A 14,683-nucleotide genomic window follows, 5' to 3' on the forward strand; every position below is an offset into this window, starting at 1 on the left:
AGACCCAATCGATTCGCCATAAAGACGCGCATAGCCCGCAGCATCAACATGCGCGACCGCCGAAAATTCCAATGATGGCGCGCGGCTCCCGCGCGGATCGGGCTGGTCTTTCATGGCTTCCTCTCCCCTGGTCTTCTGGCAAACACGACACGTCTGGCAAAAACGGCTGCAACCCCGGAAACGCCGCATCCCGGACCCCGCCCAGATCGCCACGTTTCTCTCCCGGTCACAGTTTAACGCGAGGTGAATTTTTACGTAACCCCTGTTAGCACAATCATTTTTCTGTAAATTTATTCACCAATATTATGTCAATATTGTAAAACACTTCAGGCAGCGCCACAAGTTTGACATTTTCTTTCAACAGCCTGGCCGTTCACAGCCTCGCGAGCGGGCGTGAAGAACCGGCCTTCTCCGGCTGAAACACAGCGACACAGGCCTCCGCCCGGAAAGATCCTTTCCGGATGCAACATTGCCCGCGCAAGAAAATGATTCGCACAGCTGGCCGGCCATTCACCCGCCACAGCGCCCCGCCGCGCATGACAAAAGGGCGGCCCGAAAGCCGCCCTTTCCTGGCAACAAAGTCCGCGTTCAGGTCGGCAGGTCCATCCGCATCGTCACCACGGCACGGCCCTTCACCGCCTCGCCCCACCGCAGCTGAACCTGGTTGCCGCCCGCCCCCTGCCCCGGCAGGGCGATGGGCGAAATATAGCGCTGCACATTCGCAGCATTGGTCACGGCAGTCTCGGGCTGTACCGCCTCGACCATACGGATCCGGCCGCCAAAGGGGATAAAGGCCGAGGCATCCACCGTCCAGGTATCGGCATTGGTGTTCTGCACATGCTGCACCACCACCGGGTTCGAGATCGACTGCGCCACCTGATTATAGGTATTGGCCGAGACCCGCACATCGCGCGAACGGGTGAAATCCAGCGTGGAATGCGTGGTATCGACCCGGTCTACCCGGTCAATCGTGGCGTTGAACACCCGGAACGTGTTATTTTCCATACAGAACCCGTTCAGGAAATGCCCCGGCCCATAGGGTTTCACCACCACCCAGCGGAAGGCCGAAGACACGTCAGAGGCAATGAAAATATTGCCGACGATGTTCAGCCCGCCAAAAGAGAATTCATTGTTGAATTCGGGGGCCGCATCATGCTCATTGCCCCATTCGATAAAGCAATTGTCGATGTAATTGCCGGTCACCACGGTCGCCACATTGGTCTGGGTAAAGACAATCCCGGCCAGCCGAACCCCCGCCGCCATGTCATCCCCCTGGAAAAAATGGTTCGACTGGATCATATGCGACGTGCCGTTCATCACCGCGAAATGCCGGAAACGGACGACGCGGTTGTTCCTCAGCTTGACGTCATTGGCGTTGACGTTCATCGCGATGGTGCTGCGGTTTTGCGCCGGCAGCGATTGCTCGTCTGACAGGAACTGGCAGTAATCGACATGCATGCCCTGGCATCCGGTCCCGGCCGAGGAAATGCCGCGATCTCTGGGGCGGTTGAAGGTACAATTCTCAAACCGGTTGACCGATCCGGCCGCCGCCACCATCACGCCCGAAGCAATCCCGAGGCAGTTGAATTCGACATCATGGATCTCAAAGCGATTCAGCAAAGAAAATCCACCAAAATCAAGCATATATTTGAAACGCCGGAAGGTGTAGGTGCGGGTCCCGGCAGCTGCGAACAGCGGCTCAGACAGCTCGATCCAGCCCGCGCCGACGTTTTTCGAGCGCACATAGACCTCACGCCCGACGCCCGCCCCCTCGACCAGCGCACCGATCGGGATATTGGCGACATTGGTCACCGAGGTCAGCCGGGTGTGGTGCGTCGAAGGCGTATAGGTGCCGACCGAGGTGAATGTCTCGGTGTTCCAGGCGGTGGAGCTGACCGCATTCAGCGAGCCGTTCCTGAGCACCCGGCGATTGGCAAAGCTGGTCTGGCCTGACAAGGCCGAGACATCGACCGGCGCGGCGAGATCGACCCGGCGCCCGGACAGGTCAAGGGTGACATGGTCATTGAAGTAGAACAGCGCCTGCAAAGCGCGCCGGAATCCTTCGGTATCGTCCCCGAAGGCACGCGAATAGCTCTCCAGATCGAAATTCCGGGTCAACACCAGCCGGTTCGCCGCCGGCACACTCACCGTGCCGACAAAGCGGATCGGAGAGCTGACCGTCAGATTGCCCTGGATCGGGTAAACCCCTGTCGGCACCAGAAGAGTGCGGCCGCCCGCCGCCGCATCGGCGCGCTGAAACGCCGCCATGTCATTGGTAATGCCATCGCCCAGCGCGCCGTGATCCCTCACATCGACCACATCTGTCAGATCACGCAACCAGAACGAGGTGACATCCTCGATCACGATATCGTCGATCCGCACCGTGCCGCCATTCGGGCCGGTCAGATCAAGGCCGAAATGCGCAAAGACCGGCAGATGCCCCCAGACAAGATCCACACCGGGCCGGTTCCCCGCGCCGATAATCGCCTGGACCGTGACCACCTCGCCATAAGAAGACAGGCCCACCGCCGGGGCGGTCTGGGCAACCGATCCCACATTCGCCCCCGCCGCAGTCCCGGCCCAGGCCGCGATCCTGACGGCCGGCAGGTTCCCCGAGACCGCCTTGATCCGCACCGTCACCCGCAAATACATATCCGGGCGCAGGGGCGTCTGCGCAAAAGCCCGGATCCGCTGCGTGGCCGTGGTCTTCATCAGTTCGAAACAGCCGCCGAAATCCTGGTCATTGCCAACCAGTGCCGCGCCTGCCACCCCGGTATAAGACGCATCCCCCGGCCGCCCATTCGCTGATGACCAGTTCGCCAGCCCCGCTGCAAAGGGCTGCGGCATCAAAGCCAGCCCTTCGGTAATCGCCTTGTTCATTGTCGCACCCCCGCCTGGATCATCACCTGCGCCGGACCAGTCCCGCGCCAGACCCCGAAGGAGTTACAAAAAAAGCGTTAATCCCGGCTCATGCCGCCGCGCGCCGCCCCACCAGCCGGCGCAACAAAAAAGGGAGGCCAAAGCCCCCCTCTTCCTCTTGACTTAAATACTCCCGCCGGAGGCTCAGATCAGCCAACAAGCTCTCCGGCCAGCGCCCTGTCGATCAGCGCAATCGATTCCGACACGCCGTAAAGCGCGACAAAGCCGCCAAAACGCGGGCCCTCGGAGGCACCCAGCAGCACCTCGTAAAGTGCCCTGAACCAGTCGCGCAGCGGCTCAAACCCGTGATCCTTGCCGACCGCGTAAACGATGGTCTGCAGCGCCTCATCCTCGGCCTGACCGTCTTCCGGCCCGGCAAAAGCCTCCAGCCGTCCGCGCAGATCAAGGATCGCGGCGCGCTCCGTGTCAGATGGCAGGCGGAATACCCGGTTCGGCGCGATCTTGTCCTGGAAATAGCGCAGCGCGAACCCCGCCGCCGCATCGAGATCCGGGTTGGCTTCCGGCGAGGCGTCGGGCGCGTAACGGCGGATAAAGCCCCAAAGCCCGGCCGCATCCTTCGCCCCTGCGACGGACGCAAGGTTCAGAAGCATCGCGAACGGCACCACCATGGTGGATTTCGGCGGCCTGCCGTTATGGATATGCCAGACCGGGTTGTTGACCTGCTGCTCAACCGTCTGATCCGGGAAAGCTTTCAGTTGCTGGTGATATTCGTCGACCGCCTTCGGGATCACATCCCACCACAGCCGCTTGGCCGTTTTGGGTTTCTGATACATGAAGTAAGACAGGCTCTCGGCCGAGGCATAGGTCAGCCATTCGTCAATCGTCAGCCCATTGCCCTTCGATTTCGAGATCTTCTGACCTTCGAAGTCCAGGAACAGTTCATAGGTGAAGTGGTTCGGCTTGCGCCCCCCCAGCACCTCGCAGATCCCGTCATAGATCGGCGTATTGGTCGAATGGTCTTTCCCATACATCTCGAAATCGACATCGAGCTCGGCCCAACGCGCACCGAAATCGGGCTTCCATTGCAGCTTCACATTGCCGCCGGTCACTGGCAGCGTCCATTCGCGGCCCTCTTCATCGTCAAAGGTGATGGTGTGGTTCACCTTGTCGATCGACTTCATCGGCACATACAGCACCCGGCCCGTTTCCGGATGGATCGGCAGGAAGCAGCTATAGGTCTGCTGCCGTTCTTCGCGCAAAGAGGCCAGCATGATCGCCATGATCTCATCATAGCGCTCGACGCACAGCTTCAGTGTCGCGTCAAACAGCCCCGCACGGTAGAATTCCGTCGAGGAAATGAACTCATATTCGAACCCGAACGTGTCGAGAAACCGGCGCAACATAGCGTTGTTATGGGCGCCAAAGCTCTCATATTCGCCAAACGGGTCCGGAACGCTCGTCAGCGGCTTCTGGATATTGGCCTTCAGCAGATCCTGCTGCGGCACATTTTCCGGCACTTTGCGCATCCCGTCAAGATCGTCCGAGAAACAGATCAGCCGCGTCGGGATGTCCGAGATCGCTTCAAAAGCGCGACGGATCATCGTGGTCCGTGCCACCTCGCCAAAGGTGCCGATATGAGGCAGGCCGCTCGGGCCGTAGCCGGTCTCGAACAGCACATAGCCCTTTTCCGGCGCCTTCTTCTCATAGCGTTTGAGCAGCGCGCGGGCCTCTTCGAAAGGCCAGGCTTTCGACTTCATCGCCGCATCGCGGAGCTCAGACATGAGAATTTCCTTACCTGTCACCACCGGCGCCAGTGCCGGAGGGAAGCCCCGCTCTATTGCCGCAGGCAGTTTTCGTCAATGTGCCGGGCGGCGCTGCGCGCATCTTTGCCCCCATAAAAAGCGGCTTCGCGGCCCCTTTTCCCTGCAATCCCTTTCAGCTCAATGCGCGTCACCCGCGCGCGGCGCTTTACCGGCAGCAAGATCGCGGGCCTGGATCTCCCATTCATCTTGCGTGACGCGCCCCCTGATCCTTTCAGGATTCTCATCACCCCGGGCGATCTTGGAAGCGGTCCAGGCGGCGATCCGGTCAAAGTGGAAATAGCCAGGCCTGGGGCACAGCGCTTCAGGCACCGGGCCGATGCCCCTGATCAGCTTAAGGTCATCCGCCGCGCCGCCGGCAGAGAAGCGGGTTGACTGGCCTGAGCCGGCGCCGACAGCGGCGCCGCAGCAACCTGTGGACCATCAGCCGGGGCCAAAGCCCGGGCAGTGCAGGCCACCGGATCAACCTCGGCCTGGTGGCTCAGTTTCGCCGCCGAAGCTGCCAGATCGGCGCGGGCCTTGGCCAGCTCAGCCTATGACTGGCGAGGACTGGGTCGAGCGCTGGACCATGCCGAAGGCTATGGCTACCCGGTTCTCGGCGCGAAATATGGCGGTGTCATCTGGGGGAAATACGATGATGGCACCCGGACCGAAGCCGATCCCATGCTGCGCCGGGTTTATGGCGCACATCCGGACAGGCCCTGGACTGCCGAAATGATCGGCAATGACATTTGCTATGCGACCCGGAGCGGTTCTGGGAAACGAAGGAAGTGCCGCAACGCACCAATGCGGCATGGGAATCTTCCGACGCATTTGGCCGTCGCGCGGCGTCACTGTCACTGCCGGCCTGTCCCTATGCAGATCAGGTTCAGCGTCCTACTCTCTCCTGGCTTGAGGATGAACGTCGCTTTCTGAAGCATGTGATCAAGCTGCCTCCCGCTTCGGCCCATGTCGAGCTGATCGACACTGTTGTCTGGACCTCTGCCCATAACGGCTATGACGGTAAGAGCTTCACTGTACACGAGATCCTGGAAGATCCGTTTACCGGCATCCGCCAGCTGTCGATCCGGGAGGTCGATCCGAATGACTGGGTTGTGCCGCCGGATGATCTCCTGCCAACGCCACCCGCGCCGCAGCCTGCGACCCCCGTCCCATCGCGGCCAGAGGGTTTCGAGGTTCTGCCCCTTGTGATCAGAGACGGAGCAGCGGCCCCGCGCCGCTTTGGGATCCGCATCAAATGGGCTCCGGAGCTTGAGGGTTCCGGAATGCGCTGGCAGGCGCGGCTCGCGGGCGGGACAGATATCGCGCTCCATGGCACCACGCAAAACGTCAAGGCGGGTCAGGTCGATATCCTCGCCGGGCCGCTGCCGGCTGTGGATTACGAGCTGCAGATCACGCTGATCGCTGATCGCATTACGGCACCGTCCGGCTGGCTTGCGGTCACGACACCGGATGTCAGGATCGGCACCGACGATCTGGCTGCGGATGTGGTCGAGATCATGGAAGATGCCATCCTCGCCGGTATCCTTGCAGATGCCTCCCGCCAGGCGGCGCAGACGGCTGGCTCTGTGATCACAACCGGCATTCATGTCTCCACTGCCATTTCCACCGGAGGTCTGACGACCCTGACCATGATCCTCGGCCGTCAGGCCGGCGGGCCGGTGACACAGGTGGGCGGCGGCACGAAAGGGGCCGTTACCGCCGCGCTCCGGTTTTCCGTGCAGGCGATCCATGCCGTCGCCGGCGCAAACCTGCAGACCTATGAGATCCTGGTGGGAGTTCTGACTCAGGCCGACCAGGCCGCGCGCTCGGCCTCCGGACCGCAGGATCTGCCAGCGCCGCCGCGACCTCGGCCTCCACCGCTGCGGCGAGCCAGACCGCCGCCCAGAGCGCCCAGACTGCCCAGACCGCCCAGACTGCCGCCGAAACCGCGCGCGGCCAGGCCCATACCTATGCGACCAATGCCGCGACCTCTGCCAGCAATGCCCTGGGCTCTGCCAATGCCGCAGCGACCAGCCAGGGGGCGACCGCCACATCGGCCTCCAATTCGGGCAAGAGCGCAACTGCCGCAACCACCAGCGCAGCGCTGGCGAGCATAAAGGCGACGGCCAGGTATTTACTCGGCCAAGGCACTGCCGCATCGCAACGCGACCGCGCGCCTCACCGGCGGCGGTGTCAGCAAAAACCCGATCTTCAATCTGTGGTCGGGTTCGGCGCCGCAGGACATGCAGGTGATCCTCGGCACCGGCAATGCGATCAGCCGGATCACCAGTGGCATTCGCTGCACATCCGCCCTCCAGGTCTGTTGCGGCGGCACCGCAGACGGGTCGCAGGTCCGACTGAACAAGAAGGTCAAGACCCTCGACTGCTCTCCTTCACCCGCCGGCGTCCTGATCGGTGCCGAGATCGAATATAATGCCGGCAACCTCGCGAACAGCGGCGCCTGCCTGCGCCCGCTCTGGACCGTCACCGCCAGCGAGCCTGCACGGCGACCCAAAAGCGAACAAGGAGGAAGGCTCATGCCGGCATCTCCCCCCGCGGCGCTCCGCAAGATTGAGGCGTTGGCCTTGCCGCGAAAGGCGGCAGCGATTAGTTTTGCCGCAGACAAACTGACCTCGCGCAAAGATCTGCGCAGACTTCGGAGTGAGTGACTTGCAGCAATCCGCCCCCCCTTCGATGTCGGCCCAGGACGCCCTCGTCGCCGTGATGATCGCCTGTTCTGCCTCGGACCAGAATATGCGCACGGCCGAGCTGGTGGCGATTCAGAGCATGGTCAATCTGATGCCGGTTTTCTCGGGCTATGATACCGACAGGATGCGGCGCGTGTCGCAGACGGTCTTTGACCTCTTCGAGGAAGAAGACGGGCTTGACGCGTTTTTCGGCCTGATCCGCGACGCCCTGCCCGAACGGCTGCATGAGACCGCCTATGCGCTGGCCTGTGATGTGGTCACTGCAGACGGGCGCCACAGCCAGGAAGAACTCCGGATGCTCGAAGAGCTGCGCGAGGAGCTTCGGATCGACCGCCTCCATGCCGCCGCGATCGAATGGGCGGCGCGGGTGCGGCATTTGCGGGCCTGAACAGGCGAGACCGCCCGGGTGCCTTCCGGGCGATCTCAGCCCCCGAACGGATCCGTCGGATAGCCAACCCCAGTCAGATAAAGCCCCTCGGGCGGGCAGACCGGGCCACAGGCGGCGCGGTCTTTCGCCTCCAGGGCCTCTTTCACGCGGGCCGGCGGCCAGCCGCCGGCCCCCACCCGCTCCAGCGTGCCAACGACCGAACGGACCTGATTGTGCAGGAAACTGCGGGCGCGCAGGTAAAAGCGGAATTCCTGCCCCCCCGCGCAGGGGATTTCCTCGATCGAGATTTCATCGAGCGTCTTCACCGGGCTTTGCGCCTGGCACATGGTCGACCGGAAGGTGGTGAAGTCATGAAGCCCGATCAGATGCGCGGCCCCTGCCCGCATCGCCCCGAGATCCAGCGCGCCCCGCACCTGCCACACGAGCCCCGCCTCCAGCACCGCCGGCGCGCGCCGGGCCATCAGGCGGAACATATAGCGCCGCTCCAGCGCCGAAAACCTGGCATGGAAATCGGGCCCCACCCGCGCGCAGGCGGTGATCGCCACCGGCTGTGGTCTCAGATGCCAGTTGAGCGCCTCGCACAGGCGAAACGGCTCCCAGTCTTTCACAAGATCGGCATGGGCCACCTGCCCCGTCGCGTGAACGCCCGCATCGGTCCGGCCGGCGGCGGCGATGCGATGCTCACCCGGTTCCAGCTTCGCCAGGGCCTCTTCAATCGCCTGCTGCACCGAAGGCTGCCCCCCCGCCTGGCGCTGCCAGCCGTTGAACGGAGCCCCGTTATACTCGATCCTGAATGCAAAGCGTGCCATTCCCGCCGCTTAGCCCAGAAGCCCCCCTTCGTCCACCTTCCCAAGCCGCAAGGCGCGCCCTATCTTCCGCCCGACAGAACAGGGGGCGGGTTTGGCACTTTTCGGCATCACCGACGGCATCGCGCGCGGGATCGATCAGACCCAGGCCGGGATCTCCGGCCTCTTGTTTGAACCCGTGCTGCGGCTGGGCGTCACCGGCCTGTCGCGGGCCGGGAAGACCGTCTTCATCACCTCGCTGATCGCCAATCTTTTGCACCGCGGTCGGATGCTGCAACTGAGCGCCGCGCGCGAGGGGCGGATCGAGACCGTCCATCTGCAGCCGCAACCCGACCTGACCCTGCCGCGTTTCGATTACGAGACCCATCTTGCGGCGCTGACCGGCGATGATCCGCGCTGGCCGGCCTCGACCCGCTCGATCTCCGAACTGCGGCTGTCGTTTCGCACCCGTCCCTCGGGCTGGTTCGCGGGGTTTCGGGGGCCACAGATCCTGCATCTGGATATTGTGGATTATCCGGGCGAATGGCTGCTGGATCTGGCGCTGATGGAAAAAACCTTCGCCAGCTGGTCCGAAGACACCCTTGCACTGGTGGCGAAACGGGCGCCCCGCCTGCCCGAGGCGCGCGAGTTTCTGGCGCTGGCCCGGGCCGAAGATGGCGCGCTGCCGCTGGATGAGGCCCGGTTGCAACTGCTGGCGGCAGGCTTCACGCGTTACCTGACCGCCGCCCGTGCCGCCGGCTGGTCGGATTGCACGCCCGGCCGGTTCTTGCTGCCCGGGGATCTCGCCGGCTCGCCCGTCCTGACCTTTGCCCCGATCCCGGAGCCGTCAGAGGCCGGGCGCGGATCGCTCTGGCGCGAGATGGTGCGACGCTTCGAGGGCTATAAGGCAAAGGTGGTGACGCCGTTTTTCCGCGACCATTTTTCCCGCGTTGATCGCCAGATCGTGCTGATGGATGTGCTGGGCGCGATCCATAAGGGGCCACAGGCGGTCGAGGATCTGAGGAAGGTCATGGCAGAGGTGCTGACAGCCTTTCGCGTCGGGCGCGCCTCCTGGCTGTCATCGCTGATCGGGGCCAGGCGGGTGGCCAGGATCCTTTTCGCGGCGACCCGAGCCGACCATCTGCACCATGAACAGCACCCGGCCCTGACCGCCATCACCGAGGCACTGGTCGCCGATGCGAAAGGGCGCGCAGAATTTGCCGGTGCCGAGGTGGCGGCTTTGTCGCTTGCCAGCCTGCGCGCCACGGTTGAGGAGACCGTGGAACGTGGCGGCGTCCCGCTCCCCGCCGTGCGTGGGCGGCTTCTGACCAGCGGAAAACAGGCAGTGATGTATCCCGGCGCGCTGCCCGCAGATCCGGCGCGGATCCTGTCGCCGGCGCGCGAGGGTGCATCAGACTGGCTCGACGCGGAATTCGGCATGATGGAATTCGCGCCCGCGCGGCTTTCGCTGAAACCGGGCGACGGGCCGCCGCATATCCGCCTCGACCGCGCCGTCGAATTTCTGATCGGAGACCGGCTGTGACCCAATCCCCCCACCGCCCCTTTGTCGAGGAAATCCATGCGGATGACATCCCCGAGGCCGATCCTGGCGCCGCACCTCCGATCAGTGATCTGCCCGGGGCGGATCTCATGCTCGGGCAGCTGGCGCGCGCTGCCGGGGCGCGGCGCTCGGGCCTGACGCGCGCCGCGATCTGGGTGTTTTCGACGCTTTTCACCTTTGTTCTCGGCGTGGCGGCCTGGGATTTCACCGCCACGCTTTTCGCCCGCAACGCGGCACTGGGCTGGATCGCCTTTGTGCTGATCGCGCTGGCGGTTCTGATCGCGCTGATCATGGCCGCGCGCGAGGCGATGGGCTTTGCCCGGATCGCGCGGCTTGACCACCTGCGCGCCCGCGCGGTTTCCGCGCATGAGAATGCCGATCTGAAGGCCGCGCGCAGCGTGACCGGAAGCATCACCGACCTTTACAGCGCGCGGGCCGAGGCCGCCTGGGGGCTGAAACGGTTTGAGGACCATCAGGCCGAGGTGCTGGATGCCGATGCGGTGCTTTCCCTGGCCGAGACCGAGATCCTCGCGCCGCTCGATGCCGCCGCACGGGCCGAAATCGAGGCCGCTGCGCGGCGCGTCGCTCTGGTGACGGCGCTTGTGCCGCTGGCTTTGGCAGATGTGGCGGCGGTTCTCTATTCCAATCTCGCGATGATCCGGCGGATTGCGATGATCTATGGCGGCCGGTCGGGCACTCTGGGCAGCTGGAGCCTATTGCGCCGGGTGTTTTCCTCGCTGCTGGCGGCGGGGGCGGTGTCGCTGGCGGATGATCTTCTGGGATCGGTTGCGGGCGGCGGCGTGATCTCGAAGCTGTCGCGGCGGTTCGGCGAAGGGGTGGTGAACGGGGCGCTGACGGCGCGGATCGGGGTCGCCGCGATGGAGCAATGCCGGCCGCTGCCGTTTCATGCGGTGGCGCGTCCGGGTGTTTCGGGGCTTGTGTCGCGGGCGCTGTCGGGGCTGATCCCGCGCGGCAAGGCGGAGGCACGGGAGGGCTGATGGCGCGTGGGGGCGCTGCCCCCGTCTGCGCCTTGCGCAGACTCCCCCGGGATATTTAAAGACAGAAAATGAATAAGAAAAAGGCCCCGGAAGGCATTATCCGGGGCCTTTTCTGTTGTCAGGCTTTCAGGTCGAAACGGTCGCCGTTCATCACCTTGACCCAGGCTTTGACAAAGTCCCGGACCAGTTTTTCGCGGTTGTCATCCTGAGCATAGACTTCTGCAATCGCGCGCAGGATCGAGTTCGAGCCGAAGACGAGATCGACGCGGGTGGCGGTGAACTTCGCAGCCCCGGTCTTGCGGTCGCGGATCTCATAGGTCGATTTCGAGACCGGCACCCAATTATAGGCCATATCGGTCAGCGTGGTGAAGAAGTCGTTCGTGAGCGCGCCCGGGGTCTGCGTGAAGACACCATGCGCGGAACCTGCATGGTTCGCGCCGATCACCCGCAGCCCGCCCAGAAGGACGGTCATTTCCGGCGCGCTCAGGCCCATGAGCTGGGCCCGGTCAAGCAAAAGCTCCTCGGGAGTGACGGTGTAATCGGCTTTGACCCAGTTGCGGAAGCCGTCATGGATCGGCTCCAGCGGCCCGAAGCTTTCCGCATCGGTCTGGGCGTCGGTTGCATCGCCACGGCCCGGTGCGAAGGGGACCTCGATGGTGAAGCCAGCCGCTTTCGCCGCCTGTTCCACGCCGACACCGCCCGCCAGCACGATCACATCGGCGAGGCTTGCGCCTGCAGCCTGCGCGATCGGGCCAAGCACCGAGAGGACGCGCGCCAGACGCGCGGGCTCATTGCCGGCCCAGTCTTTTTGCGGTGCCAGACGGATGCGGGCCCCGTTCGCGCCGCCACGATTGTCGGAATGGCGGAAGGTGCGTGCGGAATCCCAGGCGGTGGCCACCAGATCCTGAACCGAAAGGCCGGAAGCCGCGATCCTGGCCTTCAGCCCGGCCACATCATAGCCGGTCGGTCCGGTCGGGACCGGGTCCTGCCAGATCAGATCTTCCGCCGGCACATCCGGGCCGAGATAGCGCGATTTCGGGCCGAGGTCGCGATGGGTCAGCTTGAACCAGGCGCGGGCGAAGACTTCGGAAAAATAGGCCTGATCCTCTTTGAACCTGAGCGAGATCTCGCGATAGCCCGGGTCGACCCGCAGCGCCATATCGGCATCGGTCATCATCGGCATGACGCGGATCGACTTGTCTTCCACATCGACCGGCTTGTCTTCTTCGAGGATCGAGACCGGCTCCCACTGATGCGCACCGGCGGGCGTCGTCACGATATGCCATTCATGTTTGAAGAGCATGTCGAAGAAGCCAGTGTCCCATTGGGTCGGATGGGTGGTCCAGGCGCCTTCCAGCCCCGACACGACCGTGTCGCGCCCCACGCCGCGCCCATTGGTGTTGATCCAGCCAAGCCCCTGGAATTCCGGGCCGGCAGCTTCGGGATCGGGCGAAAGATTGGCCGCCGAACCATTGCCGTGGCATTTGCCAATCGTATGACCACCCGCCGTCAGCGCCACGGTTTCCTCGTCATTCATCGCCATGCGCGAGAAGGTCTCGCGCATCTGCGCCGCCGTTTTCAGCGGGTCCGAGACACCGTTGACCCCTTCCGGGTTCACATAGATCAGGCCCATCTGCACCGCCGCCAGCGGGTTTTCCAGCGTGGCCGGGGTGGCAACATCGCCATAGCGGCCATCCGAGGGCGCGAGCCACTCTTTTTCTGACCCCCAGTAGGTGTCCTTCTCGGGATGCCAGATGTCTTCGCGGCCAAAGGCGAAGCCGAAGGTCTTCAGACCTGCAACCTCATAGGCAATCGTGCCGGCCAGCAGGATCAGGTCGGCCCAGGAGACCGCATTGCCGTATTTCTTCTTGATCGGCCACAGCAGACGCCGGCCCTTGTCGGTATTGACGTTGTCGGGCCAGGAATTCAGCGGTGCAAAGCGCTGGTTGCCGGTATTGCCGCCGCCGCGCCCGTCGGTCACACGGTAGGATCCCGCCATATGCCAGGCGGTGCGGGCGAACATGCCGACATAAGAGCCGTAATCCGCCGGCCACCAGTCCTGGCTGTCATTCATCAAAGCGCGCAGATCGGCCTTCAGGCCTTCTACATCAAGGGTTTTCAGCGCCTCGCGATAGCTGAAATTCTGGCCCAGCGGATTGGTTTTGGTATCCTGCTGGCTGAGAATGTCGAGGTTCAGCGCCTTCGGCCACCAGGCCATCACGCTTTGGCCCAGCTCGGTATTCGCCCCATGGGTAACCGGGCATTTGCCACCCGGTTTCACATCATTTCCGTCCATTTTTTCCTCCGACTGGCTGCGGTTTCTCGCGTAGCGCGCATGTCCTGGACGGGCGCGGCCCGGCCTGATGCCGAATCCGCCGCCTGCCTGGCTGTCCTCAGGTCTAGCCCGGTTTTGGAATAATTCAAAATTGCAAAAACTTACTTCTGCGATAAGGTGTTCTTATGAATGCCCTGTCGATGAAACATCTGCGCTATTTCGAAGCGCTCTCGCGGATCGGCCATTTCGGGCGCGCCGCCGAGGCCTGTGCGATCTCACAGCCGGCGCTGTCGATGCAGATCCGCGAGCTGGAGGCGCTGATCGGCGCGCCGCTGGTGGAACGCGCCGCGCGCCGGGTCCGTCTGACCGCTCTGGGCGAGGAATTTGCCACCCGTGCCCGTGATATCCTGCGCCGCGTCGACCAGCTTGGCGATCTGGTGCGGGCTGCGGGGGACGAGCCCGGCGGCATTTTGCGGATCGGTGTCATTCCGACGGTCGCGCCCTATCTCCTCCCCGGTCTGATCCAGCATCTGACCCGGCGCTGGCCCGCGCTTGATCTGCGCCCGCGCGAGGCGGTGACGCGCACCCTTTTGACCGATCTGACCGAGGGGCGGCTTGACCTTGCCATCCTTGCCCTGCCGGTCTCGGAACCCACGCTTGAGGAGGTGCCGCTGATCGAGGAGGAATTCCTGCTGGTCCGTCCGCGCTCGGATGCCGGACGCCCGGTGCCGGATGCGGCGCGGCTGGCCGAGATGAAGCTCCTTTTGCTGGAAGAGGGCCATTGCTTCCGCGATCAGGCGCTGTCCTTTTGCAAGATCCCGGCCTCCCGCGCGCCGCGCGATCTGATGGAGGGCAGCTCGCTTTCGACGCTGGTGCAGATGGTCGGTGCGGGAATCGGGGTGACGCTGATTCCCGAAATGGCGCTGCCGATCGAGACGAAATCGGCCCAGGTTGCTGTCGACCGGCTTGCCGCACCGCATCCGAAACGGGTGATCGGCATGGTCTGGCGGCGGTCAAACCCGCTTGGCCCCCAGCTTATTCGGATTGCTGCACTGCTGAACCAGTGCCTGCCCGTCATGCTGCCAGCGCAAAGCCCACCGTATGGCGGCCCGCATCAGCCCTGATTTTACGCGCCTTTCCTGCGCTTGCCGCCGGCGCCCGCCGTGCTGCTCTGCAGCGACTGCACGGAAATCCGGCAGTCGCCGGAAAATGCGCCAACAGCTTTCCTTATATTCAACTTTATTTCTTGTGTGTTTGTTTGTCTGGTTGTTAGGATTGGTTTGCGC

Annotated in this window: 10 protein-coding genes; 6 read left to right on the forward strand and 4 right to left on the reverse strand. The window is 63.6% G+C overall.

The window, feature by feature from the left end:
• Positions 1-588: 588 nt before the first annotated feature.
• Together JC607_RS24475 and JC607_RS24480 are read right to left on the reverse strand one after the other, a co-directional pair.
• Positions 589-2,880: a glycosyl hydrolase family 28-related protein gene (locus JC607_RS24475; protein ID WP_198839325.1), complete on the reverse strand. Its 2,292-nt coding sequence runs from the start codon at positions 2,878-2,880 to the stop codon at positions 589-591.
• A gap of 188 nt (positions 2,881-3,068) precedes the next feature.
• Positions 3,069-4,661: a lysine--tRNA ligase gene (locus JC607_RS24480; protein WP_198839326.1), complete on the reverse strand. Its 1,593-nt coding sequence runs from the start codon at positions 4,659-4,661 to the stop codon at positions 3,069-3,071.
• 809 nt (positions 4,662-5,470) lie between these two features.
• Between JC607_RS24480 and JC607_RS24485 the strand changes: the two genes are divergently transcribed.
• The 3 genes from JC607_RS24485 to JC607_RS24495 all read left to right on the forward strand — a co-directional run bounded on the left by JC607_RS24485 (position 5,471) and on the right by JC607_RS24495 (position 7,778).
• Positions 5,471-6,799, forward strand: a complete 1,329-nt coding sequence (locus tag JC607_RS24485) for a hypothetical protein (RefSeq protein WP_198839327.1) — start codon at positions 5,471-5,473, stop codon at positions 6,797-6,799.
• Positions 6,800-6,931: 132 nt separating this feature from the next.
• On the forward strand, positions 6,932-7,351 hold the full coding sequence (locus tag JC607_RS24490; protein ID WP_198839328.1) for a hypothetical protein: 420 nt from the start codon (positions 6,932-6,934) through the stop codon (positions 7,349-7,351).
• Between the two features lie 25 nt (positions 7,352-7,376).
• Positions 7,377-7,778, forward strand: coding sequence for a tellurite resistance TerB family protein (locus JC607_RS24495; protein WP_198839334.1), 402 nt, complete (start codon positions 7,377-7,379; stop codon positions 7,776-7,778).
• 35 nt (positions 7,779-7,813) lie between these two features.
• Here JC607_RS24495 and truA read toward each other — a convergent pair whose 3' ends face one another.
• Positions 7,814-8,587, reverse strand: coding sequence for a tRNA pseudouridine(38-40) synthase TruA (gene truA, locus JC607_RS24500; RefSeq protein ID WP_198839329.1), 774 nt, complete (start codon positions 8,585-8,587; stop codon positions 7,814-7,816).
• 91 nt (positions 8,588-8,678) lie between these two features.
• Here truA and JC607_RS24505 point away from each other — a divergent pair, with 91 nt between their 5' ends.
• Both JC607_RS24505 and JC607_RS24510 read left to right on the forward strand, forming a co-directional pair.
• On the forward strand, positions 8,679-10,106 hold the full coding sequence (locus JC607_RS24505; protein ID WP_198839330.1) for a YcjX family protein: 1,428 nt from the start codon (positions 8,679-8,681) through the stop codon (positions 10,104-10,106).
• A complete protein-coding gene (locus tag JC607_RS24510; RefSeq protein ID WP_198839331.1) occupies positions 10,103-11,122 on the forward strand; it encodes a TIGR01620 family protein in 1,020 nt (339 codons plus the stop codon). Before JC607_RS24505 ends, JC607_RS24510 begins: the two co-directional genes overlap by 4 nt.
• A 118-nt stretch (positions 11,123-11,240) precedes the next feature.
• Here the strand turns inward: JC607_RS24510 and katG are convergent, their stop codons facing one another.
• The gene (gene katG / locus JC607_RS24515; RefSeq protein WP_198839332.1) at positions 11,241-13,418 is read right to left on the reverse strand and encodes a catalase/peroxidase HPI; all 2,178 of its coding nucleotides are present in this window, start codon (positions 13,416-13,418) and stop codon (positions 11,241-11,243) included.
• A 164-nt stretch (positions 13,419-13,582) separates the two neighbouring features.
• Here katG and JC607_RS24520 point away from each other — a divergent pair, with 164 nt between their 5' ends.
• Complete coding sequence (locus JC607_RS24520; RefSeq protein ID WP_198839333.1) at positions 13,583-14,521, forward strand: hydrogen peroxide-inducible genes activator; 939 nt, start codon at positions 13,583-13,585, stop codon at positions 14,519-14,521.
• The last annotated feature ends 162 nt before the right edge of the window (positions 14,522-14,683 follow it).

Origin of the sequence: Paracoccus sp. IB05 (genome assembly GCF_016405985.1) — a bacterium.
Taxonomy (GTDB): domain Bacteria; phylum Pseudomonadota; class Alphaproteobacteria; order Rhodobacterales; family Rhodobacteraceae; genus Pseudogemmobacter.

What these genes read in the sequence shown, in the direction of transcription:
- JC607_RS24475 (WP_198839325.1), bottom strand. Translation starts at nt 2,880, where the DNA reads ATGAACAAGGCGATTACCGAAGGGCTGGCTTTGATGCCGCAGCCCTTT.
- JC607_RS24480 (WP_198839326.1), bottom strand. Translation starts at nt 4,661, where the DNA reads ATGTCTGAGCTCCGCGATGCGGCGATGAAGTCGAAAGCCTGGCCTTTC.
- JC607_RS24495 (WP_198839334.1), top strand. Translation starts at nt 7,377, where the DNA reads ATGTCGGCCCAGGACGCCCTCGTCGCCGTGATGATCGCCTGTTCTGCC.
- truA (WP_198839329.1), bottom strand. Translation starts at nt 8,587, where the DNA reads ATGGCACGCTTTGCATTCAGGATCGAGTATAACGGGGCTCCGTTCAAC.
- katG (WP_198839332.1), bottom strand. Translation starts at nt 13,418, where the DNA reads ATGGACGGAAATGATGTGAAACCGGGTGGCAAATGCCCGGTTACCCAT.
- JC607_RS24520 (WP_198839333.1), top strand. Translation starts at nt 13,583, where the DNA reads ATGAATGCCCTGTCGATGAAACATCTGCGCTATTTCGAAGCGCTCTCG.